General features: G+C 71.4%; 24 protein-coding genes. 15 read left to right on the top strand and 9 right to left on the bottom strand.

Annotated features, from left to right (window positions below; all coding sequences use genetic code 11):
* Nucleotides 1–30 precede the first annotated feature (30 nt).
* The 3 genes from ACFZCY_RS13430 (at nucleotide 31) to ACFZCY_RS13420 (ending at nucleotide 2,667) form a co-directional block, all read left to right on the top strand.
* Nucleotides 31–555 carry a GNAT family N-acetyltransferase gene (locus ACFZCY_RS13430; protein ID WP_391172002.1) on the top strand — a complete coding sequence of 175 codons (525 nt, stop codon included), beginning with the start codon at nucleotides 31–33 and terminating at the stop codon, nucleotides 553–555.
* Between the two features lie 91 nt (nucleotides 556–646).
* Entirely contained in the window at nucleotides 647–970 is a 324-nt protein-coding gene (locus ACFZCY_RS13425) for a DUF4229 domain-containing protein (protein WP_391171999.1), read from the top strand.
* 353 nt (nucleotides 971–1,323) lie between these two features.
* Nucleotides 1,324–2,667: a cation:dicarboxylate symporter family transporter gene (locus ACFZCY_RS13420; protein ID WP_391171997.1), complete on the top strand. Its 1,344-nt coding sequence runs from the start codon at nucleotides 1,324–1,326 to the stop codon at nucleotides 2,665–2,667.
* Between the two features lie 117 nt (nucleotides 2,668–2,784).
* Here the strand turns inward: ACFZCY_RS13420 and ACFZCY_RS13415 are convergent, their stop codons facing one another.
* Nucleotides 2,785–3,099 (bottom strand): hypothetical protein, encoded by a 315-nt coding sequence (locus ACFZCY_RS13415; protein ID WP_391171995.1) that lies wholly within the window; start codon nucleotides 3,097–3,099, stop codon nucleotides 2,785–2,787.
* Nucleotides 3,100–3,262: 163 nt separating this feature from the next.
* Nucleotides 3,263–3,901, bottom strand: a complete 639-nt coding sequence (locus tag ACFZCY_RS13410) for a hypothetical protein (RefSeq protein WP_391171993.1) — start codon at nucleotides 3,899–3,901, stop codon at nucleotides 3,263–3,265.
* Nucleotides 3,902–4,128: 227 nt separating this feature from the next.
* Here ACFZCY_RS13410 and ACFZCY_RS13405 point away from each other — a divergent pair, with 227 nt between their 5' ends.
* The 4 genes from ACFZCY_RS13405 to ACFZCY_RS13390 are packed head-to-tail and all read left to right on the top strand — an operon-like array spanning nucleotide 4,129 to nucleotide 6,686.
* Nucleotides 4,129–4,710, top strand: coding sequence for a hypothetical protein (locus tag ACFZCY_RS13405; protein WP_391171991.1), 582 nt, complete (start codon nucleotides 4,129–4,131; stop codon nucleotides 4,708–4,710).
* On the top strand, nucleotides 4,710–5,162 hold the full coding sequence (locus ACFZCY_RS13400) for a hypothetical protein (RefSeq protein ID WP_391171989.1): 453 nt from the start codon (nucleotides 4,710–4,712) through the stop codon (nucleotides 5,160–5,162). Before ACFZCY_RS13405 ends, ACFZCY_RS13400 begins: the two co-directional genes overlap by 1 nt.
* Entirely contained in the window at nucleotides 5,159–5,626 is a 468-nt protein-coding gene (locus tag ACFZCY_RS13395) for a hypothetical protein (RefSeq protein ID WP_391171987.1), read from the top strand. The genes ACFZCY_RS13400 and ACFZCY_RS13395 overlap by 4 nt, the downstream gene beginning before the upstream one ends.
* A gap of 25 nt (nucleotides 5,627–5,651) precedes the next feature.
* Nucleotides 5,652–6,686 carry an AAA family ATPase gene (locus ACFZCY_RS13390; protein WP_391171985.1) on the top strand — a complete coding sequence of 345 codons (1,035 nt, stop codon included), beginning with the start codon at nucleotides 5,652–5,654 and terminating at the stop codon, nucleotides 6,684–6,686.
* On the opposite strand, the gene ACFZCY_RS13385 is transcribed toward ACFZCY_RS13390, so the two are convergent.
* Nucleotides 6,651–7,622: an alpha/beta hydrolase-fold protein gene (locus ACFZCY_RS13385; RefSeq protein ID WP_391171983.1), complete on the bottom strand. Its 972-nt coding sequence runs from the start codon at nucleotides 7,620–7,622 to the stop codon at nucleotides 6,651–6,653. The genes ACFZCY_RS13390 and ACFZCY_RS13385 overlap by 36 nt on opposite strands.
* Before the next feature lie 243 nt (nucleotides 7,623–7,865).
* Between ACFZCY_RS13385 and ACFZCY_RS13380 the strand changes: the two genes are divergently transcribed.
* On the top strand, nucleotides 7,866–8,471 hold the full coding sequence (locus ACFZCY_RS13380; protein WP_391172145.1) for a TetR family transcriptional regulator: 606 nt from the start codon (nucleotides 7,866–7,868) through the stop codon (nucleotides 8,469–8,471).
* A 15-nt stretch (nucleotides 8,472–8,486) separates the two neighbouring features.
* Here ACFZCY_RS13380 and ACFZCY_RS13375 read toward each other — a convergent pair whose 3' ends face one another.
* The 5 genes from ACFZCY_RS13375 to ACFZCY_RS13355 all read right to left on the bottom strand — a co-directional run bounded on the left by ACFZCY_RS13375 (nucleotide 8,487) and on the right by ACFZCY_RS13355 (nucleotide 12,596).
* A complete protein-coding gene (locus ACFZCY_RS13375; protein ID WP_391171981.1) occupies nucleotides 8,487–9,086 on the bottom strand; it encodes a hypothetical protein in 600 nt (199 codons plus the stop codon).
* Nucleotides 9,083–9,583, bottom strand: coding sequence for a hypothetical protein (locus ACFZCY_RS13370; protein WP_391171979.1), 501 nt, complete (start codon nucleotides 9,581–9,583; stop codon nucleotides 9,083–9,085). Before ACFZCY_RS13370 ends, ACFZCY_RS13375 begins: the two co-directional genes overlap by 4 nt.
* Nucleotides 9,584–9,752: 169 nt before the next feature.
* A complete protein-coding gene (locus tag ACFZCY_RS13365) occupies nucleotides 9,753–10,931 on the bottom strand; it encodes a lipase family protein (RefSeq protein WP_391171977.1) in 1,179 nt (392 codons plus the stop codon).
* 207 nt (nucleotides 10,932–11,138) lie between these two features.
* The gene (locus ACFZCY_RS13360; protein WP_391171975.1) at nucleotides 11,139–12,206 is read right to left on the bottom strand and encodes an AraC family transcriptional regulator ligand-binding domain-containing protein; all 1,068 of its coding nucleotides are present in this window, start codon (nucleotides 12,204–12,206) and stop codon (nucleotides 11,139–11,141) included.
* Between the two features lie 186 nt (nucleotides 12,207–12,392).
* Nucleotides 12,393–12,596 (bottom strand): cold-shock protein, encoded by a 204-nt coding sequence (locus ACFZCY_RS13355; protein ID WP_009715975.1) that lies wholly within the window; start codon nucleotides 12,594–12,596, stop codon nucleotides 12,393–12,395.
* Nucleotides 12,597–12,957: 361 nt separating this feature from the next.
* On the opposite strand from ACFZCY_RS13355, the gene ACFZCY_RS13350 reads away from it, so the two are divergent.
* The 6 genes from ACFZCY_RS13350 to ACFZCY_RS13325 all read left to right on the top strand — a co-directional run bounded on the left by ACFZCY_RS13350 (nucleotide 12,958) and on the right by ACFZCY_RS13325 (nucleotide 19,526).
* Entirely contained in the window at nucleotides 12,958–13,830 is an 873-nt protein-coding gene (locus ACFZCY_RS13350; protein WP_391172142.1) for an MqnA/MqnD/SBP family protein, read from the top strand.
* A 68-nt stretch (nucleotides 13,831–13,898) separates the two neighbouring features.
* A complete protein-coding gene (locus ACFZCY_RS13345; RefSeq protein ID WP_391171972.1) occupies nucleotides 13,899–15,599 on the top strand; it encodes a protein kinase in 1,701 nt (566 codons plus the stop codon).
* 57 nt (nucleotides 15,600–15,656) lie between these two features.
* Nucleotides 15,657–16,856 (top strand): cyclic dehypoxanthinyl futalosine synthase, encoded by a 1,200-nt coding sequence (mqnC, locus tag ACFZCY_RS13340; protein WP_361485083.1) that lies wholly within the window; start codon nucleotides 15,657–15,659, stop codon nucleotides 16,854–16,856.
* Entirely contained in the window at nucleotides 16,856–17,311 is a 456-nt protein-coding gene (locus ACFZCY_RS13335; protein ID WP_391171970.1) for a hypothetical protein, read from the top strand. Before mqnC ends, ACFZCY_RS13335 begins: the two co-directional genes overlap by 1 nt.
* 42 nt (nucleotides 17,312–17,353) lie before the next feature.
* The gene (locus tag ACFZCY_RS13330) at nucleotides 17,354–18,046 is read left to right on the top strand and encodes a demethylmenaquinone methyltransferase (RefSeq protein WP_391171968.1); all 693 of its coding nucleotides are present in this window, start codon (nucleotides 17,354–17,356) and stop codon (nucleotides 18,044–18,046) included.
* A gap of 157 nt (nucleotides 18,047–18,203) precedes the next feature.
* Nucleotides 18,204–19,526, top strand: coding sequence for a geranylgeranyl reductase family protein (locus ACFZCY_RS13325; protein WP_391171966.1), 1,323 nt, complete (start codon nucleotides 18,204–18,206; stop codon nucleotides 19,524–19,526).
* A gap of 12 nt (nucleotides 19,527–19,538) precedes the next feature.
* On the opposite strand, the gene ACFZCY_RS13320 is transcribed toward ACFZCY_RS13325, so the two are convergent.
* Nucleotides 19,539–20,324 carry a VOC family protein gene (locus ACFZCY_RS13320; RefSeq protein WP_391171963.1) on the bottom strand — a complete coding sequence of 262 codons (786 nt, stop codon included), beginning with the start codon at nucleotides 20,322–20,324 and terminating at the stop codon, nucleotides 19,539–19,541.
* Nucleotides 20,325–20,528: 204 nt separating this feature from the next.
* On the opposite strand from ACFZCY_RS13320, the gene ACFZCY_RS13315 reads away from it, so the two are divergent.
* Nucleotides 20,529–20,948 carry a CBS domain-containing protein gene (locus ACFZCY_RS13315; RefSeq protein WP_391171961.1) on the top strand — a complete coding sequence of 140 codons (420 nt, stop codon included), beginning with the start codon at nucleotides 20,529–20,531 and terminating at the stop codon, nucleotides 20,946–20,948.
* Nucleotides 20,949–20,950 lie beyond the last annotated feature (2 nt).

Raw genomic sequence — 20,950 nt, 5'->3', positions numbered from 1 at the left:
TCGGACAACTGCTCGGATATCGTCGTCCGCATGCCGCTGACGTTCGACCTCGACCCCGAGACCACCCCTGAGCTGCTCGACTCGATCCGTACCCTCTGGGCCGACGTCTCGAACGCGGGCGGGGCGGTCGGCTTCGTACCGCCGGTGACCACGGAGGACGTACGGCCCGAGCTGATCAAGCACCTGACCGCGATGGCCGAGGGGCGCACCCGGCTGCTCGTCGGCCGGGACGAGACCGGCGCGGCGGCCGCGACCGCCTTCTTCACCCTCAACACCCACCGGCTGATGCGGCACTGGTGCTGGCTCTACAGCGTGATGGTGCACCCCTCCCACCAGGGCAAGGGCTACGGCCGCGACCTGATGGCCGCCGCCGAGGAGGCCGCGCGCGGGATGGACGGCATCCGGGGGATACGGCTCACCTGCCGGGGCGGCACCGGGGTGGACCGGTTCTACGCCGGGTGCGGCTACAAGGAGGTCGGCCGGGTGCCGGGGGCGATCAAGGTCGCGGACGACGACTTCCGCGACGACATCACCATGTGGCTGCCGCTGACCTGAGCGCCGCCGAACCGGCTACCGCTGAATTGATCAGAAACCGGACGTGATTCACTGGGAGGGCAGGAACTTCCAGCAGAAAGAGGACCTCGCCGTGTCTCTCAAGCCGAGCGCCACGTTCCGCTACACCAGCATGCGCCTGGGGATCTTCGCCGGCTGCTTTCTGATCATGTGGGGCCTGGTCTACTTCCGCGTGGTCCCCGCCGGCCTCGGCGCCTCCAACCTGTTCTGGGTCGTCCTGCTCGCGCTGGTCGTGTCCGCCCCGCTCAGCTTCGTCCTGCTGCGCAAGCAGCGCGAGGCCATGGCGGTGCAGGTCGCCGAGCGCGTGGACCGGGCCAAGGAGCGGCTGGCGGCGAGCCAGAGCCAGGAGGACGGCACGCAGGACGGCGCACGGGCCGGCGCGCGGAACAGCGCGTAGGACGGCGTGTAAGGCTCCTCACACCCCGCACACGTTTCCGGCGCCCCCTGGGCCAGCAGCCGCTGGCCCAGGGGGCGTTGAGCTGTTTCCGGCCATCTCGACGGGGGCCCTGGCCGGTCCGATACGTCAAAGATTTTCTTTGGGCTCCCCAAAGACACGGTGTTAATGTACTTGTCATGAAGACAGCAGCCGCGCCCCGTAACGCAGCGAGCGTTCCGCTCGTGGCGCGCCTGCACATCGATCTTTGCCGCTGCCGGTCCGCGGCCTGTCAACGCCGCTGACCCCTCTCGTACAGCGGCCGGAGATCCCGTACGGACTCCTGGCTTTCTCTCGCCCTTCTTACCTCCCCCGGAGTGTGTCCGTTGTCGTCCCTCCCCGAGACGTCCGGCCGGACGTCGTCCTTCCGCCTGCCCAAGGTGCCGTTCTGGGCGCAGATCCTGCTGGGTCTCGTCCTCGGTGTGGTGCTCGGCTGGGTCGCCCGCAACGGCGACGTCGGCTGGCTGGTCACCACGCTCGACAAGATCGGCTCGATCTTCGTCCAGCTGCTGAAGCTCGCCGTCGCCCCGCTGGTCTTCTTCGCGATCCTGATATCGATCACGAACCTGCGGAACGTCAGCAACGCCGCCCGGCTGGCCACCCGCACGCTGCTGTGGTTCATGGCCACCTCGCTCATCGCGGTCGCCATCGGCCTGGCCATCGGCCTGCTCACCAACCCGGGCGCGGGCACCGGCCTGACCGCGAAGGACGGCGCCAAGCCGGACCACGCCGGGTCCTGGCTGGACTTCCTCACGGGCATCGTGCCGACGGACGTCATCACGCCGTTCACCGATCTGCAGGTGTTGCAGATCGTCTTCATGGCCGCCGTCGCGGGCGTCGCCGCCCTGCAGCTCGGCGAGAAGGCGCAGTCGATCCTCACCCTGAGCCAGTCGGTGCTGGAGCTGCTGCAGAAGGCCCTGTGGTGGGTCATCCGCCTCGCCCCGCTGGGCAGCCTGGGGCTCATCGGCTCCGCCATCGCCGAGTACGGCTGGAACCTCATCAGCAAGTACGCGACCTTCACCGCCGACGTCTACATCGGCTGCGCGCTGGTGATGTTCGGCGTCTACCCGCTGCTGCTGGCGACCGTCGCCAAGGTCAACCCGCTGAGCTTCTTCAAGGGCGCCTGGCCCGCGATCCAGCTGGCCTTCGTCTCCCGCTCCTCGGTCGGCACCATGCCGCTCACCCAGAAGGTCACCGAACGCCTGGGCGTGCCCAAGGAGTACGCGTCCTTCGCGGTGCCCTTCGGCTCGACCACCAAGATGGACGGCTGCGCCTCCATCTACCCGGCGCTCGCGGCGATCTTCATCGCCGAGATCTTCGGTGTGCACCTCGGTGTCGGTGACTACCTGCTGATCGCCTTCGTCTCGGTCATCGGGTCCGCCGCCACGGCCGGTCTCACGGGTGCGACGGTCATGCTCACCCTGACCCTCTCCACCCTCGGCCTCCCGCTGGAGGGCGTCGGCCTGCTGATGGCGATCGACCCGGTCCTGGACATGATGCGGACGGCCACCAACGTCGCCGGACAGGCCCTGGTGCCGGTCGTGGTCTCGGCCCGCGAGAAGATCCTCGACCACGACGCCTACACCCACGCCACCTCCTCGCCGCTGGACGACCGCGACGAGGCGGCCGCTGAGCCGGAGCGTCAGCTGGCCACCGCGTAGCGACAGTCGCCCCGTACTGCCTCGACATCGCCCCCGCTCTCGGCAGAGAGCGGGGGCGATGTGCTGCGGGTGGGCTGATCGTCTGTGGTGAGCCTCGGTGCCTTGGTGGCCACCAGCTCATGTCTGACTGCTGTCACGCCGCCGTAGGGCTGATACGGCTTCGTCCAGGGCCAGGTGCCACGGATAGTCCTCCGGTCGGCCCTGGCCGGGCTTGTTGGGTACGAATCCGCCTTCCCCGTACAGCACGCGCACCCCCATCGCGCGCAGCGTGGCGACGCTGGTGTCGAACTGCGTGTGCTGGACGTAGGCGGCTTCGGCTTTGGCGACGGGCCGCAAGAACAAGGGTGCTGCGGCCATCGATGTCGTGTTCGGCAACGGGGCAGCCCAGTCCTGGGTCGTGAAGCCTGATGCTGCGGACTTGAAGGCGGCCAATCAGTACGTGCACGCCTTCAATGCCCTTGCCCGGCAGCTGGCGGCTGAGGAGAGCGGGAACAGCCCGGATGCCGACGAGTGAACCTGGACTGTCGCATCGGGGTGGACGAGCTGGAGCGTCGGTTGGCCTTCGCGTAATCCTTCGTGCGGCCGTGGCGCCGTGCTATGCGTCGAGGCCGAGCTTCATGTAGATCGTTTCGTAGCCGTCGGCGATGCTCAGGTCGGAGTTGAGGAACGGGGTGCGGGGCGGGACGTTGACGCGCACCGTGGCCTCCATGCGCTCGTCGTCGGCGAGGCGGTCGGGCAGGGCTTCGCGCTTCATGCCGTCGACCTTCCAGGTGCCGTACACGATCGAGCCGTCGGGCAGGGACTGTCCTTCGTAGAGGCTCTCGTAGAGGTCGCTGCCGGCGAGGTCGAGGACCTTGCCGCTGCCGTTGACGATCAAGAGGGTGTATGTGTACGTGAGGTCACCGGGCTGGTGGTAGTCGTCACCCGGGACCGGGCGGACTCGCCGAGGCGTGCCGAAGGTCACGTCCACCCCGTTCTCGTACGGCTGCAGAATCCCGTCACGCTCCGGGTTTTCGCCGGTCACATCGATGCTGCCGTCGTGGGCCTCGATGTCACGCTCCACCGACCAGCTCAGGTAGAGGACCGCGCACACTCCGCACAGGACCAGGACGAGCAGCACGACCAGGACCGATGTGACCGCGCTGCGAGCGCTGGCGACCTCGGATTCGGGCGTCGGGCCCAGTTCCAGCTGTGGTGGGTCGGACCGGGGGGCGTGCTGGCGGGATGTGGGCATGACCGGAAGCTATGGCGCCGGACCGGGCCGCCACATCCGTGCGGAGGCGGAGGGCGCCTAAGTAGGGAGGCTCAGGTGACGTCCGGGTGCCTCAGTGATAGGAGAGGGTCCCCCTTCGATCAAAGGGTGCTGTATTTCTGTCAGTTCCTTTCACGGTATGTGTTATCTGGTGTTACGACGCTAATATGTGCTTCGTGTACATGCGGTTGTAACGGGGGGAAACGCGCATGCCTGACACCACGGCGGGGAAATCGCTGCGCTCCGCGCGCGACATGATCGAAAAAGCGCTCCGGGAGATGGCGGACAAGGCCGTCCTGCCGAAACCGGGCGCCGATCGGGGCGTTGTCGGCAAAATCGCGCTCCGCCACATCCTGAAGATGATCGATGTCGTGATCGCGGCCCTGGAGGCCCCGCCGGAATCCGACTCGATCGTCGTGTACGGGATCCTCGCCGAGGAGTGCGAGCCCGTTCTGGGGCTGCCGTCGAGCGATGTCTTCAGCGCGCTGGTGGAGCTGTGCGGTGAGCCGCACGGGTCGGCCATCCGGCCGGAACTGCCCCGGGCGAAGCGGTCGGTGATCGAGACGATCCGCCGGGAGATCGTCACGGTGACCGTCGAATACCGGGCCCGGCCCGGGGACACGGGGGTGCGGATCATCGAGATGCTGTACGGCGCCGACCGGCAGAAGGTGCGGCGCAAGCGCATCAAGCAGGAGATCGACTGGGGCGACATTCCCGAGGAAGTGCGCGCGCGGATCATTCGTGACGGCGACGAGGGCGTCACCTTGAGCCTTCCGCTGGGGAGGGCCTGATGGCCTTCTTCATTCCCTTGATCATCATGGCCATCGGGCTGGCCATGTGGAACCGGATCATGGTCTGGGCCCGGGATCAGCTTTTCCCTTGGGTGGCCGAGCACATTCCCTGGATGTCCGACACGGTGAGGCTCGCGTTCACCGCGTTGGACAAGTACGCCACCGCGATCCGCGGAAATGTGAAGGCGGCCTGGAAACAGCTGCGGTCCTATCTGCTCGAACAGGTCATCGAGTTCGAGAAGGGGCTGGCCCCGAATACCTATGTCCGGCGCATGACCGCGCTGATGAAGAACCAGCTGCGCGGTGACGCGCCGGTCAAGCGGATCGTGGTCGAGGAGGACGTCGCCTGGGACGACCTTCCCGAGAAATACCGTCAGTCGCTGCTGGCGGGCGACGGGGGCGGTTATCGCATGGACGTGACCAGGATGCGCGACCAGGAACTCGAAGAATGACCCGCACAGGAAGAAACGGGCAGATGTCGCTGTGGTGGTGGACGGGCGTCGGCGTCATGGTGGTGGCTGCGGCCCTGGTCGTGTCGCGGCGGTGGCCGCGGCCCGCCGGGCGGGAGCGGGGCGGCCGGCTCACCGCCGTCGTGCTGGGCGCCCTGGCCGAGGAGTGGGCGGCGTGCTTGGACGCGCGCCCCGATGACATCCGGGCCGCCGTTCTCGGCTCCGGATCCGCCGGACTGTACGCCCGGCTCGTATCCGAAGTGCGCGAGGTGGAGGTCGTGTTCATCAGGCCCGCGACCGGGCGGTCGGACGCGCACACCATCGTCCGCTGCGCCTTCGCCAATCCCCAAAGCGCCCTGGTGGCCGAGACCGTCACCGACTGGGACGACATTCCCGACGGTGTCCGCGCGGAGTTCATCCGCCAGGAAATCGACGAGGTCAGCCGCCGCTGGACCGTGGCGGGCTGACATCCACTGATACGGGGGGCAGTGAATGGACGAGGGACGCAACTCGGTGCCGCGGCGCTGGACGTTCACCGACGGGCACGGCGGCGCGGCCACAACGACGGCTGCGACGGTGACCGCGAAAGCCGGACCCGCCGAACGCGGCGGGGAATCGCCGGAACCGGGGTCGCCGGAGGCCGTCGACTTCCGGGTGGAACAGCCCGTGCGGACCTTCGGCGATCTCGTTCTCGCCGAGGTGGTGCGCAGACGTGTCGACACCGCGCTGAACCTGGTCGCGCACCGGGACGTGCTGTTCAGGGAATGGAATCTGGCCGCGATCTCCCCGCACCGGGGCGGCGCGGTGGTGAGCCTGCACGGCCCGCCCGGTACGGGGAAGTCCGCGTGCGCGGAGGCCATCGCGCACCGGCTCGGCCGTCCGTATCTCAGGGTCGGCTACGCCCAGATCGAATCCCGGTACGTCGGGGAGACGCCGAAGAACATCGTGCGCTGTTTCGCCGAGGCCCGCCGGAGCGATGCCGTGCTCATCTTCGACGAGGCGGACTCCATTCTCGGGCGGCGGCTGAGCCGGGTCACCCAGAGCGCCGACCACAGCGTCAATGTGTCCCGCTCGGTGATGCTCACCGAACTGGACCATTTCGACGGTGTCGTCGTCTTCACGACGAACTTCCCGGAAAACTACGACGTGGCGTTCGTCCGGCGGATCCTGGCGCATATCCGGCTGGAACTCCCCGACCTCGCCGCACGGCGCGATCTGTGGACGAAACTCCTCCCGAAGGAACTGCCGCTGCACCCCGAGGTCACCGCCGACATCCTGGCGGCGGAATCCGAGGGCATGGCCGGTGGCGACATCGTCAACGTCGTCATGGCCGCGGCCGCGGCGGCCGTCGCCCGCCGCGGGGAGCGGCGCGTGGTCGAACTCGCCGATCTGCGCGGCGAACTGGCCGCCACGGCCCGGGCGCGGCGCGAGGTCGGGAACCCGCCCGCGTCGCCGCGCCTGGTGGCCTGGGAGGACGTGCCCCGGTCCGGCTCAGGGACGGGCGAGGGCGGTGGCGAGAAGGGGTAGCGCACGGCCCAGTTCGCGCTCCCAGTACGGCCAGGTGTGGGTGCCGGGGCCGTAGAGGTGGGCGGTGAGGGCCAGGCCATGGGCCCGGGCGCGGCGTACGTAGTCCTGGGCCATCAGCCCGAGGCCCTGTTCGAGGGTGTCGACGGGACGGTCCGCGGGGTCCAGCGGCCCGGGGTTGCCGTCGCCGCAGGAGACGTACACCGGGTAGCCGCGGGGGAGCCGGGTGAGCTGGGTGTACGGGTCGTGGGCCGCCCACAGGGCGGACTGGGCCGTGGGATCGCCCCACAGGCCGGTGGGGTCGGCCCCGTACCGCTGCACGATGCCCTGGACGCCGGCCGGGTCCCGCAGCGGGTGGACGACGCCGCTGAACGACGCGGCGGCGCGGAAGAGGCGGGGGTGGCGGGCCGCGTAGGACAGGGCGCCGAAGCCGCCCATGGACAGGCCCGCGATCGCCCGGCGGCCGTTGCCGCGCAGCGCGCGCTCCAGCAGCGGGCGCAGCTCGGCGAGGTGGAAGGTCTCCCAGGCGGGCGGGCCATAGGCGCCGCCGTTCCACCAGTTCGAGTAGAACCCGGCGGGGCCGCCCTCCGGGGACACCACCAGGGCGGGGAGGGACGCGGTCAGCCCCTCGACGTCGGTGTTGAGGGTCCAGGCCTGCCAGCCCGGGCCGGGGTCGCAGCAGCCGTGCAGGAGGTAGAGGACCGGCCAGCGGTGGTGCGGCTTGCGGTCGTAGTCGCGGGGCAGCAGGACCCGGGCATGGCCGTCGCGGGCGAGGGCGGGGGAGTCGATCGTCAGGTCGAGGACGCGTTCGCTGACGCGCTCGGCGGCGGTGATGCGCGCGCGGTCGGCGGGCCGGGAGCGGGCCTCGGCGGGGGTGGGGAGCAGGGGCGCGGCGGCCAGTGCGGCGAGAGCGGCGGCGGCGCGGCGGCGGGAGGGCATCGTCCGTATCTCCTTCGCTTCGGTGCGTGCGGAGCTGAACGGGGCGTTGCGCATGTGTTGTTGACACTGTGAAGGGGACGGCGTGCCGTGACAAGAGTGGGGCGCCGACCACGTGATCTTCGTCCCGGTCCGCCGTAGGCTGATGGTCGTAAGAGTGTGCGGGGGCACTGTCGTAAGGGGGCGGTCCGCGTGGGCGGGGCGACGAGGAGCAAGCGCGTACCGCGGGTGGTGCGGGAGCAGCAGATGCTGGACGCGGCGGTGCGGGCCTTCGCGCGGCGCGGTTACAGCCACGCCTCGATGGACGACATCGCCGAGCTGGCCGGGGTGTCGAAACCGCTGGTCTATCTGTACCTCAACTCGAAGGAAGAGCTGTTCGCCGCGTGTGTCCGGCGCGAGGCGGCGGCGCTGGTGGCCGCGGTGCGGGGCGCGGTCGAGCGGGGCGCCCCAGCGGACCGTCAGCTGTGGAGCGGGCTGAGCGGCTTCTTCGCGCACACCGCACGCCACCCCGACGGATGGGCGCTGCTGCACCTCCAGGCGCGGACGCACGGGCACCCTTACGCGCACGAAGTAGCCGCGATGCGGGCGGAGATCGTGACGTTCGTGACCCAGCTGATCGCGGCGGCGGCGCGGAAGGGCGCGCGGGAGCGGCGGCTGGCGGCCGCCGAGGTGTCCGGGCTCGCGCACGCGCTGGTCGGGGCGGCCGAGTCGCTGGCGGACTGGGCGGGCGAGGCGGCGGACCGGGACGGCCCCTCGGCCCAGGAGGCGGCGGCCACCCTCATGAACTTCGCCTGGGCCGGGCTCGGGAACCTGCTGCGCGGTCAGGGCTGGTCGCCCGCCCAGCAGCTCTGACGGCCCGGGCGCGGATCAGCCGATCCGCGCCCGCTCGTACAGCGCCGCCGGGTCCGCCGCGCGGGACACCGCCGAGGGGTGCAGATCCCGCTGGGACGCCGGATGCCGGACGCCCTCCCGCCAGGCCGCGGACGGGTCCGTTCCGCTGTCCGAGCCCGCCTTGTCCGGCGCCAGGTCAAGGGGCAGGAAGTTGGACGGGGCGGTGTGCCAGCCGTCCGGCGCCACCCGGGTGGCCAGCAGGTACGTCCGCCCGGGCAGCAGCGCCGGGGCGTCGCCCACGACGATCCGTTGCCGCCGCAGCGGGTCGTCGCCGCCCTCCTGGGCGACCCGTACGTTTCCGGCCACCTTCCCCTTGAGGGTGGACTGGACCTCGACCCGGTACGTCGTCCACAGCAGCCGGTCGCCGTCGGTGTGCCGCACCCCCTCGCGGGCGGTGACCTTGCCGACGAAGACGTCGTCGGCCCAGCCCGCGGCCAGCCCCGGCGTGTCCAGCCGGACCGCGTAGGTGGGGTGGTAGTGCGTACTGCCGTAGGGGACCTCGAACCAGGCCAGTGCGGCGCCGCCCACCGCCGCCAGGGCCGTGGCCAGTGCGATCGTCCCGGTACGGAGGCTCATGAGCCCCACACGGCCCGGTACGCGGCGATGTCGGCGGCGGCGGGGGCGAAGGCGGTGCGGGTGTCGCTGCAGTACATGACCGCGCCGCGGGCCGAACGGTGGCCCAGCCGGAGGGCGTGGCCCAGCTCATGGGTGACGATGCCGCGCTTCACGTCGGCCGGGTACGAGCCGAGGAAGTGGTCGTTGAGGACGATGTCGTCGGAGCCCAGCTCATGGGATTCCCACAGCCCCGACCAGCCGATGTCGGCACGGTCGACGTCGGTCGCGTCGACGTCCGCGTAGGCCGCTCCGGTGTGCGGCTTGATGTCGACCTTGCCCAGGGCGTTCCAGTCGGCCCGGGCCCGCGCCCACTCCGCGGTGTACTTGGTGTGCAGGCTGTACGTCAGCTCCGAACCGTCCACCGATCCGATCGTGTTGGGGTCGTCCGGGCAGGCGGCGGCGAGCGCCGGGGGCGCGGGCAGCCCCGCGAACAGCCCGGCGGTCAGGGACGCGCTCACCGCGACGCGTATACACCGCCGGGCGAAACGGGCGCCATGACATCGACCCACGTCCGCAAACCCCTCGTTCGTGTGAGGCCCGAGAGCTTCAACGTACGAGGGGCCGCGGGGTGCCGCATGCGCACGGGGGCCTCCCGGGGGAACCGGAGGCCCCCGGGGCGCCGATGGCTCAGGTGCCGCAGTTGCCGCCGGCCGGCTCGTCGGCGAGCCGCGCGCCGAGCCAGGCCAGCGCCGGGGGGATCCCGCTGATCGCGGTCGTCACATGGTCGGTCGGATAGCTCTTCCACTCCACCGGCGTGCCCCGCTCGCACCACCGGGTGCGCAGGTCCGCACCGACCTGGTACGGGATCAGCTCGTCCGTGAGGCCGTGGTAGAGGTAGACCGGATGGTCGGGGGCGTCGTCGCCCAGCTTGGAGGTGCGCAGCGCGAGCTGCCAGAGCGGCGAGGCCAGCGGATCGCGGACGGTCACGTCGGACAGGTTCTGGAAGAGCCCGGCGATGGTGCTGATCGAGACGCAGTTGTTCCGCATGAAGGCGACATCGTCCTTGCCCTTCTGGTTGAGGTAGGAGTCGAGCGCCAGTTCGGGGAAGGCGGCGTCCTGCCCGGCGAGCGCCATCAGGGCCAGTCCGGCGCCCACGCCGCCGTCGTTGTACTCCAGGGTGGCGGGCAGATCGGCGGGGACGCCCCCGGCGACCGTGCCCTTCACGCGCAGCTCGGGCGCGTACGAGGAGCGCAGCTGGGCGGCCCAGCCGGCCGCCTGGCCGCCCTGCGAGTACCCCATGATCCCGACCGGGCCGTCCGGTGAGAGGCCCGCCTCGGGGAGCCGCTGCGCGGCGCGCGCCGCGTCCAGCAGGGCGTGCCCCTCGGACCGGCCGACCGTGTAGGTGTGTTCCTCCGGGGTGCCCAGGCCCTCGTAGTCGGAGACGGCGACGGCCCAGCCGCGGCGCAGCGCGAGGTCGATCAGCTGGCCCTCGGAGCTGGTGCCCTGCGGGAAGCGGCCGGAGGCGGCGCAGTCGTCGGCGAGGCCGACGGCGCCCATGCCCCAGGTGACGAGCGGACGGGGGCCGGTCTTGCCGTCGTCGGGGACGATGACGGTGCCGGAGACGACGTTGCCGTCGCCCCGGGCGGTGGTCGAGCGGTAGGTGATGTGCCAGGAGCGGGTGGTGACCGGCGCGCCGGGCACTGCGCGGAACGAGGTGGGGGACTTGGTGACGATGTCGCCGGGCCTGCCCTGGGTGTCGGCGGTCCGGTTGGTGTCGGTCGTGGCCATGGCCGGTGGTGCGGTGGGCAGCGCGGCGGCCAGGGTCAGGGCGGCGAGGGTGGCGAGCACGGTGGTGCGGGTGCGCATACGGCTCTCCCAACGGTGCGGATGGTGCTGCGGTGCTGTGTGGGGGACCGTAGAGACGTGTGGTTTGTCTGTTGCTGACCGGAGCGCTCAGATTCGCTGGCCTTATGTCTCACCGGGTGCGTCTCACCCGGCATGTCTCACTCGCCGGCTCTCACCTGCCGGCTCTCACTCGCCGGCTCTCACCTGCCGGCTCTCATGCGCCGGCTCTCATTCGGCCGTGCGGCCGTACGTCAGCCGGTACGCGCCCGGTGTCATCCCCGTCCAGCGCCGGAACGCCCGGTGGAACGCGGCGCCTTCGGAGAAGCCCAGCCGCACCGCCAGCTCCTCGAGCGGCTCACCGGTAGCGCGCAGGCTGCCGATCGCCGCGTCCCGCCGCACCTGGTCCTTGAGCCGCTGGAAGGAGGTGCCCTCCTCGTCCAGCCGCCGGCGCAGCGTCGCGGGGCTGACCGCGAGCCGGGCCGCGACCTCCCGCAGGTCCGGCAGCCGCCCGGGGCGGCGGCCGCCCGGCCCGCCGCCGGTCCGCAGGCCCCCGGCGAGCGCGTGGCGCACCTGCTGGGCGACGGTCGTGCCGTACTCGGAGCGGCCGAGAAGCCCGTCGGGCGCGCGGCGCAGCAGCGCCTGGAGGGACGCCTCGTCCTGGATCACGGGCGCGGACAGCCAGCGGGGTTCGAATCCGGCCGCCGTGCGGTCACCGCCGAAGTACGGGGTGCAGTCGAACAGTTGCTCGTACTCGTCCGCGTGCGGGGGCGCCGGGTGGGCGAACTGGGTCCACAGCAGCGGGATACGGCGTCCGATCAGCCAGCCCGCGAACCGGTGCCAGATGAGCATCAGCCACTCGGCGACGATCTGGCTCTCCTGGCGGGTGCGTAACCGCCCGTGGATGCCGAACACCGCCTCCTCGTCCCCGCCGCGCTCCAGGACCAGGTGCGGCCCGCCGGGGAAGAGCCGGTAGAAGCGCGCGCCGCGCTCCAGGGCGGTGCCGAGGTCGGGGCAGCCGAGCGAGGCGTAGCACATCATGGCGAACGTGCCGGGCCTGCTGCGTGCGGATCCGAGCCCCAGGAACTCGTCCCCGGTGGCCCGGTGCAGGGCGCGGACCAGCCGGGCGAACTGCTCGGGGGAGAAACGCGCCCGGTCGTCGCCGAGCAGCAGCGGCGGGATCCGGGCCCGCTGGAGCAGCGGTGCGGTGTCGACGCCGAGCCGCTGCGCGCCGTGCACCGCGGCTCGTACGTGGTGCACCGTGACCGTTCGCCGCCCCCGGCCCTTGGTCCTCCCCATGGTCGAAACGGTAGCCCGACCGGGTGCGCGATGTCGACGGTGCGTCGCTGCATCCTTACGCAGCGTGAGGCTTGGGGTTTCGCTTTCGAAAGAAAATGAACGGCCCGTGAATAGAAAATTCCGGAAAGGCAGGAGCCCTGCTCCCCCGCCGGTGCGGGGGAGCAGGGCTCCTTGGGTACTGCTAGATCAGACCGCGCTGACGTTCTCGGCCTGCGGGCCCTTCGGGCCCTGCGTGACGTCGAAGGTCACGGCCTGGTTCTCCTCCAGGGAGCGGAAGCCAGACGCGTTGATCGCGGAGTAGTGAACGAAGACATCGGGACCGCCGCCGTCCTGGGCGATGAAGCCGAAGCCCTTCTCGGCGTTGAACCACTTGACGGTTCCGGTAGCCATAAAGCCCTCCTTGGGCCAAAGGGTTGCCCTGCTCCAGAACCTGCAAGAAGTCTGAAAACTACAAAAGCCCGCGGTCACATGCTCCGCAGGCTCTGTACTGCAAGGGAAACCAAACTGCAACTTGCGGTGAGCTTAGCACGCTCCGTGTGCACGAGGAAAGAGCCGAAGATCACGGAAACGAGGGGTTTCCGGGGCGCGTGAGATGGATAGGACCGCAGGTCGAGCCCGCGTCGGCCGGTAATGGCGGGCCAAACGGCGCCACCCCGCCTCCGTTCTCCTCGAAGAGCGGCGCTAGCCTCCGGTTGTGGACAATTCACCGAGTTCCCCCTCGCGGAGTACACCGGACGCCGCCGAAAGCGTCATCCCCAGGTCCCTGGGCCGCCGCGACAGACCGAGGGTCGGCCACATCCAGTACCTCAATTGCGTACCGCTGTATTGGGGTCTCGCCCGGACCGGCTCGCTGCTCGACTTCGAGCTGACCAAGGCCTCCCCCGACACGCTCAACGACCTGCTGGTCGAGGGTGGCCTCGACATCGGCCCGATCAGCCTCGTCGAGTACCTGCGCAACGCCGACGACCTGGTGGCGCTGCCCGACATCGCGGTGGGCTGTGACGGGCCCGTCATGTCGTGCGTGATCGTCTCCAAGGTGCCGCTGGAGCGGCTGGACGGGGCGCGCGTCGCACTCGGCTCGGCCTCGCGCACCTCCGTACGACTGGCCCAGCTGCTGCTCACCGAGCGGTACGGGATCGAGCCCGACTACTACACCTGCCCGCCCGACCTCAGCCTGATGATGCAGGAGGCCGACGCGGGGGTGCTGATCGGCGACGCCGCGCTGCGGGCCAACCTCCACCACGCCCCGAAGCTGGGCCTCCAGGTCCATGACCTGGGGCAGATGTGGAAGGAGTGGACCGGGCTGCCCTTCGTCTTCGCGGTCTGGGCCGCCCGCCGCGAATACCTGGAGCGCGAACCGGAGATCGTGCGTGAGGTGCACCGGGCGTTCCTGGAGTCCCGGAACCTGTCCCTGGAGGAGGCGGGCAAGGTCGCCGAGCACGCCGCGCGCTGGGAGGACCTGGACGACGCGGTGCTGGAGCGCTACTTCACCACCCTCGACTTCTCCCTGGGCGCGAAGCAGCTGGAGGGCATCGCGGAGTTCGCCCGGCTGACCGGCCCGACGACCGGCTTCCCGGCGGACGTCCGGGTCGATCTGCTGGACGCCCCCGCCGCGAACGGTTAGCCGACCGGGCTGGGCCCATGTCGTCGCGCCCGCCTAAGCTGGTCCGGCGCAGGCGATGGGGGAGGCACATGCAGCCGCTGGGAGCGGAGGACCCGCAGGTCATCGGGGCGTACCGGCTGCTCGGACGGCTCGGCTCCGGCGGCATGGGCGTGGTGTACCTGGGCCGCAGCGCGGGCGGGCGCACGGTCGCGGTGAAGGTGGTGCACGCGCACTTCGCGCTCGACGAGGAGTTCCGCGCGCGCTTCCGGCGCGAGGTCGACGCCGCGCGCCGGGTGGGCGGCTCCTGGACTGCTCCGGTCCTCGACGCCGACCCGGAGGCGCGTGTTCCGTGGGTGGCCACCGGGTATGTGGCGGGCCCCTCGCTCAGCCAGGCCATCAACGACGAGGGCCCGCTGCCCGAGTCCTCGGTACGGGCCCTGGGCGCGGGGCTGGCGGAGGCGCTGGGCGCCGTCCACGGGCTGGGCCTGGTCCACCGCGACGTCAAGCCGTCCAACGTGCTGCTCGCCCTCGACGGCCCACGGCTGATCGACTTCGGTATCGCCCGGGCCACCGAGGGCACCGTCTCCCTGACCTCCACCGGCGCCTCCATCGGCTCGCCCGGCTATATGTCGCCCGAGCAGATCCTCGGCCTGCCCGTGAGCGGTCCGGCCGACATCTTCTCGCTGGGCGCCGTGCTGACGTACGCGGCCACCGGCGAGCAGCCCTTCCCGGGCGACAGCTCGGCCTCGCTGCTCTACAAGGTGGTCCACGAGGAGCCGCAGCTCGGCCCGGAGCTGACCGAAGAGCTGCGCGACCTGGTCGCCGCGTGCCTGGCCAAGGACCCGGCCGACCGTCCCACCCCCGAGCAGATCACGCGCCGCCTGGCCCCGGCGGACGGCGCCTCGGGGCTCGTACGGTCCGGCTGGCTGCCGGCGGCGCTGATCGAGCGGGTGAGCCGCCAGGCGGTCGAACTGCTCGACCTGGAGGCGGACACGGTCGCTCCGCCGCCGTCCGCGAACCCGCCCGCCGTGGCCGCCACGCCCGCGACACCCGCGTCCGGCACGCCCGTGCCCGGCACGCCCGTACCCGGCACCCCCGCCCCGCCCGCACCCGTGCTGGGCGCGTTCGGCCCGCCGGACCCGTCGTACGCGAGCCGGCCGGGCCATCGGACCGGCGACCCCGCGACCCCGCCCCCCGGCCGGCCGTCCGGGGGCGGCCGCGGCTTCGCGCTCTCCGCCGCCCTCGGCGGCAAGAAGCGCCCCAAGGGCTTGAGTTGCTCCCTGGTGCTGTCCGTCGCGGGCGCGCTCGCGGTCGCCACGACCGCCGTGGTCCTCGTCCAGAACATGTCCGGGGGCTCGGGCGGGGACACAGCGGCCGACGGCGGCGCCGCCCGGACCGGCTCGGCCACCCCGGGGGCGTCGGCCCCGCCAGGCGGATCGGACGTGCCCAAGGCGTTCCTCGGCACCTGGCAGGGCGATCTGACCTCCCGAAACGGCATCCCCGTCGGCACCATGACCATCACCTTCCAGCGCGGCTCCACCGGTGAGCAGGTCGCGAGCGGCCGGGTGAAGCTGTCGGTGGTGCGCTGCGACTTCACCTGGAAGCTGGTCTCCGCCACGTCGAAGGAGCTGCACCTCGACGCCCGCTTCCGGGGGGACGGGCCCCAGGCGGGGTGCAGCGACAGCTCGACGGACGAGCAGTACACCCTCGCCTCCGACGGCACGCTGAAGTACCGGGCGAAGGACCGGCAGGCGGGCGATCCGACCGGCACCCTGCGCCGCTTGCGCTGACGGGCGGGGGCGTACGCTGGGTCGGTCCGCCCGTAGAACTCCGAAAGGGACGCCCCGGTGACCGCACACGCCACGCTGCAGGCAGTCCTCGACCGCGCCGCCGCCGGGGGGCGCATCACCCCGGAGGAGGCGCTGGACCTCTACCGGTCCGCGCCGCTGCACGCCCTGGGGGCCGCCGCCGACGCCGTACGCCGCCGTCGCTACGCGGGCACCGAGCACATCGCGACGTACATCATCGAGCGGAACATCAACTACACCAACGTGTGCGTGACGGCGTGCCGGTTCTGCGCGTTCTACGCCGCGCCCAAGGACACCGCCAAGGGCTGGACCCGCGACCTCGACGACATCCTGCGGCGCTGCGCCGAGACCGTCGAACTGGGCGGCACCCAGATCATGTTCCAGGGCGGTCACCACCCGGACTACGGCGTCGAGTACTACGAGAAGCACTTCGCGGCCATCAAGGAGGCGTTCCCCCAGCTGGTGATCCACTCGCTGGGCGCATCCGAGGTCGAGCACATGGCGCGCATCTCGGGCGTATCGGTGGAGGAGGCGATCCGCCGGATCCACGCCGCGGGTCTGGACTCGTTCGCGGGCGCGGGCGCCGAGCTGCTGCCCGAGCGGCCGCGCAAGGCCATCGCCCCGCTGAAGGAGTCCGGCGAGCGGTGGCTGGAGATCATGGAGATCGCCCACAACCTCGGGGTCGAGTCCACCTCCACGATGCTCATGGGCACCGGTGAGACCAACGCCGAGCGGATCGAGCACCTCCGCATGATCCGCGACGTACAGGACCGGACGGGCGGCTTCCGCGCCTTCATCCCGTACACCTACCAGCCCGAGAACAACCATCTGAAGGGCCAGACGCAGGCCACCGTCTTCGAGTACCTGCGGATGATCGCGATCGCCCGGCTCTTCCTCGACAACGTGGCCCACATCCAGGGCTCCTGGCTGACCGTCGGCAAGGAGGCCGGACAGCTCTCGCTGCACTACGGGGCGGACGACCTCGGCTCGGTGATGCTGGAGGAGAACGTGGTCTCCTCGGCCGGCGCCCGCCACCGCTCCAACCGGATGGAGCTGCTCCACCTCATCCGTACGGCCGGGCGGGTGCCCGCGCAGCGCGCGACCACGTACGAGCACCTGGTGGTGCACGACGACCCGGCGAACGACCCGGTCGACGACCACGTCGTCTCGCACCTGTCCTCGACGGCGATCGAATCCGGTACGGCCCACCCCGAGCTGAAGCTGATCGACGCCTCCTGATGCGCACGCTCCATGCCGCGCCGGTGGTCCGGTACACCCTCGGCGAGGGCACGGTCCTGCACGACGGCGCGGTCCTGGTCGACGGCGGCCGCGTCGCCGCCATCGGCCCGCTGGAGGAGCTGCGGGCCGCGCATCCGCAGGCCCGGGTACGGGAGTGGCCCGGCACCCTCGGCCCCGCCCTCGTCCACGACGGGCCGGTGCCGGACGCGCCGACGCCCCGGGAGCGGATCCACGCCCTGCTGCGGCTGGGCGCCACGGCGGTCCTGGCGGAGCACGTCGCCGACCCCGGGCTGCGCGCCGCCGCCGAGCGCAACGAGGTCATCGTCCTGGACGAGGCCCGGCCGCGCCCGGCAGCGCTGACCGAGGCCGGACGCGCCGATCTGGCCGTCTTCGGCGCGGACGGGGCCTGCCTGGCCACCGTGCTCGCCGGGCGCTTGGTGCACCGCCGCCGCTGACCCCCGCACGGGGCTGCGCGGGATGAGGTGAACAATGGGCGGGTGACCCGAGCATCCCTGGACAAGCAGCCGCATGAAGTCGCCGCCATGTTCGACGACGTGGCGGCCAACTACGACCTGACCAACGACGTGCTGTCGCTCGGCCAGGCCCGGCTGTGGCGCAAGGCGGTCGCCCGCGCCGTCGATGCCCGCCCCGGGGACCGGGTGCTCGACCTCGCCGCCGGTACGGGCACGTCCTCGCTGCCGTACGCGGAGGCGGGCGCGTACGTGGTGCCGTGCGACTTCTCGCTCGGCATGCTCCGCGAGGGCAAGCGCCGCCACCCGCGGCTGCCGCTGACCGCGGGCGACGCGACCCGGCTGCCCTTCGCCGACGGGGTCTTCGACGCCGTCACGATCTCCTTCGGGCTGCGCAACGTGCAGGACACCGACGGCGCGCTGCGCGAGATGCTGCGGGTGACCCGCCCGGGCGGGCGGCTGGTCATCTGCGAGTTCAGCCACCCCACCTGGGCCCCGTTCCGCACGGTCTACACCGAGTACCTGATGCGCGCCCTGCCGCCGATCGCGACGGCGGTCAGCAGCAGCCCGGACGCGTACGTGTACCTGGCCGAGTCCATCCGCGCCTGGCCCGACCAGCCTCGGCTCGCCGCCCGGCTCCGCGAGGCGGGCTGGGCCCGCCCGGCCTGGCGCAACCTCACCGGCGGCATCGTGGCGCTGCACCGCGCCACCCGCCCCTGACGCGTACGGCCGCGCGGCCGCCGTCGGCCGTATCACAGGCTGAGTCACGGTCAGGGGGGCCGCCCTTCGCGGGCGCCCGGGCACGCCCCCATAGACTGCACACGTCCAGTGCCCGGCGCGACCGGCACGCTGTTACCCAGGCCACGGGAGACCCTGCGTGAGCGAGACCGCACCCACCGCGAGCGCCACCGAAAGCGCATCCTCCGGGATCTCGGAGCGCAGCGCCGATGTGATCGTCGTCGGCGCCGGACCGGCTGGTTCCACTACGGCGTACCACCTGGCCAAGTCGGGACTCGACGTCCTGCTGCTGGAGAAGACGGCGTTCCCGCGCGAGAAGGTGTGCGGCGACGGGCTGACTCCGCGCGCGACCAAGCAGCTCGTCGCGATGGGCATCGACATCTCCGAGGAGGCGGGCTGGCTGCGCAACCGAGGCCTGCGGATCATGGCCGGCGGCCTGCGGCTGGAGCTGGACTGGCCGGACCTGGCCGCGTACCCCAACTACGGCCTGGTGCGTAAGCGCGACGACTTCGACGACCAGCTGGCGCGTCAGGCCCAGAAGGCCGGGGCGCGGCTGTACGAGCGGTGCAACGTGGGCGCCCCGATCGTCGACGACCGCACCGGCCGCATCACCGGCGTCGAGGCGAAGCTGGGCGTGGAGAAGACGCCCGTCACCTTCCACGCGCCGCTGGTGGTCGCCGCTGACGGCAACTCCACCCGGCTCTCCCTCGCCATGGGCCTGCACCGGCGCGAGGACCGCCCGATGGGCGTGGCGGTGCGCACGTACTTCACCTCGCCCCGGCACGAGGACGACTACCTCGAATCCTGGCTGGAGTTGTGGGACCGGCGCGGCGCGGAGGACCGGCTGCTGCCCGGCTACGGCTGGATCTTCGGCATGGGCGACGGCACGAGCAACGTCGGCCTCGGCGTGCTCAACACCTCGTCCTCCTTCAAGGAGCTGGACTGGCGCGAGATCCTCAAGGCGTGGTGCGCGTCCATGCCGGAGGAGTGGGGCTACACCCCGGACAACATGACCGGCCCGATCCGCGGCGCGGCCCTCCCCATGGCCTTCAACCGGCAGCCGCACTACACCCGCGGGCTGCTGCTCGTCGGTGACGCGGGCGGCATGGTCAACCCGTTCAACGGCGAGGGCATCGCCTATGCGATGGAATCCGGGCAGATCGCGGCGGACGTGATCGTCCAGGCCCAGTCCCGCGCCACGCCCGCCCAGCGCGAAATGGCGCTGCGGCGCTATCCGCAGGTCCTCAAGGACGTGTACGGCGGCTACTACACGCTGGGCCGCGCGTTCGTGAAGCTGATCGGCAACCCGAAGGTGATGAAGCTGGCGACGGAGCGCGGGCTCACGCATCCGATGCTGATGCGCTTCACGCTGAAGCTGCTGGCCAACCTGACGGACCCGACCGGCGGCGACGCCATGGACCGCATCATCAACGCCCTGACGAAGGTGGCACCGCGCGCCTGACGGCCCCCGTCCTCAGGCGGCGTCGGGGCTCGTGCTGGTGATCACGCCGAACGGGGCGCCCGCCGTGTCCGTCAGCCACGCCATCCGCCCGATGCCCTCCGACGTCATGGCGGGCATCAGCACCGACCCGCCCAGCTCCTGACCCTTCGCGACCACCCGGTCACAGTCCGCCACTTCGAAGTACGGCAGCCACTGCGGCGGCGTCGAATGCCCCTCCTGGAGCTGCGCGACGCCGCCGAAGGTGCCGTCCTTGCCGCCGTCGCCCGTCGACAGGACGGTGTAGGACCCGCCGGGGAAGGACATCTCCTCGAAGTCCCAGCCGAAGACGGTGCGGTAGAAGGCGCGGGCCGCGGCGGGGTCGGGGGAGTGCAGCTCGGTCCAGCACAGCGAGCCGGGCTCGGTGACCGCCTCCAGACCGGCCGTCTTGCCGGGCTGCCAGACCGCGAACCGGGCCCCGCCGGGGTCGGTGAACTGCCCCATCCGCCCCTCGTCGAAGACGTCGAACGGCGCGGCCCGCACATGGCCGCCCGCCTGTTCGACGGAGCGCGCGGTGGCGTCGGCGTCCACGGTCTGGAAGTACGGGGTCCAGGCGGACCGGGCCCCGGCGTCGGTGAGCGGGCCGAGGGCGGCGACGGTCTTGCGGCCGTGGGTGAAGAAGCCGTATCCGCCCGCTTCGGGACCGGCCGACTCGAAGGCCCAGCCCAGCAGTCCGCCGTAGAAGGCCCGGGCCGCCTCGGTGTCGGGGGCGCCGAGATCCAGCCAGTTGGGCGCGCCGGGGACGAAATCGGTGGTGAGCATGGCTGCTCCTTCAACGATCGTGCGCAAGGGGCTCATGTGGTGCTCTGACGACAGTTCTCAGTCTGGCACCGGGCGGTCGCGCGGGCCCGCCGACGGTGGTGACAATGAAGTGAGGGGGCGCCGTGCGCGTCCGCCGCGGCGACGCCGGATCGATCGGGCCCACGGGCCGGTTCCTGCGCCGGTGGGCCTTTCAGGAGGTACGCCATGACGAAGGCCGCAGACATCATGCACCCGGGGGCCCAGTGGATTCCGGCGACGGAGAACCTGGAGCGCGCCGCGCAGCTGATGCGCGATCTGGACGTGGGCGCCCTGCCCATCAGCGACAGCCAGGAGCGGCTGTGCGGCATTCTCACCGACCGCGACGTCGTCGTGGGCTGTGTGTCCCAGGGCCGCGATCCGTCCCGGATGACGGCGGGGGACCTCGCCAAGGGCACGCCGCGCTGGATCAGCTCGGACGCCGACGTCTCCGAGGTGCTGCGGGAGATGGAACAGCACCGGATCCGCAGGCTGCCGGTGATCGACAAGAACAAGCGGCTGGTCGGGATGATCAGCGAAGCGGACCTGGCCCGGCATCTCTCCGAGCAGCAGATCGGCGAGTTCGTGGAGAAGGTGTACGCCTCGTAGAC

This window comes from Streptomyces sp. NPDC007983 (assembly GCF_042958345.1).
Classification (GTDB): Bacteria; Actinomycetota; Actinomycetes; order Streptomycetales; family Streptomycetaceae; genus Streptomyces.
The sequence above is the reverse complement of the archived record's forward strand: the minus strand, read 5'-3'. Positions and strand labels throughout refer to the sequence as shown.